The organism is Caballeronia udeis, assembly GCF_001544555.2.
Classification (GTDB): domain Bacteria; phylum Pseudomonadota; class Gammaproteobacteria; order Burkholderiales; family Burkholderiaceae; genus Caballeronia; species Caballeronia udeis.
Genome location: NZ_FCOK02000241.1, coordinates 1 through 520, shown reverse-complemented (window position 1 = coordinate 520; position 520 = coordinate 1). Strand labels below are relative to the sequence as shown.

The 520-nt window shown below is 61.5% G+C and carries 1 pseudogene; it reads right to left on the bottom strand.

Annotated features, from left to right (window positions below):
- Positions 1 to 463 (bottom strand): annotated as a pseudogene (locus tag AWB69_RS48535) (hypothetical protein); the annotation flags it as partial.
- Positions 464 to 520 lie beyond the last annotated feature (57 nt).

The following is a 520-nucleotide window of genomic DNA, read 5'->3' as shown; positions in this document are numbered from 1 at the left end:
GAAGGACCTCTCGAAGCAGCTCAGTGGCCTGACGGTAAGGTAGATGGGCGGCCCACTTGACCTGGAGGTACTCCAACTCCGGCGTCACACGCTGGCGAACGGCCTTATACAGCGGACTCACTGAGCGGCGCGGTTGACCTTGCTTTGCCGCGCAGTTGCACGCCCATAGCCTCGGACTCGGCACGTTGACCTTGCCAAACACGGTTCGCAGCACGATCGACCGGGCGTCCTTGTGCGCCAGGATCGAGCCACAACGGTCGCAAGCCAATTGGCTTTCCATCCACCCGGCAGTCTGCTCCGACACCAGTAACGATTGAACCTCAGCGAGCAAGGCGCGGCCTTCGGCAAGTGTGAGTCCCAGGTCGGCGACGCTCCGATCCTTTCGTTCCACAACAGCAACGGTCGTCGCTTCAGTCTTACTCGTTCCCCCACCTTCCAGGCGGGCCTCGATGATCAGTCGCATAGCAACTCCGATCGGTTGGCAACGTCGCCAGCGTAGCTGATATAGCGAGGGTGCCGG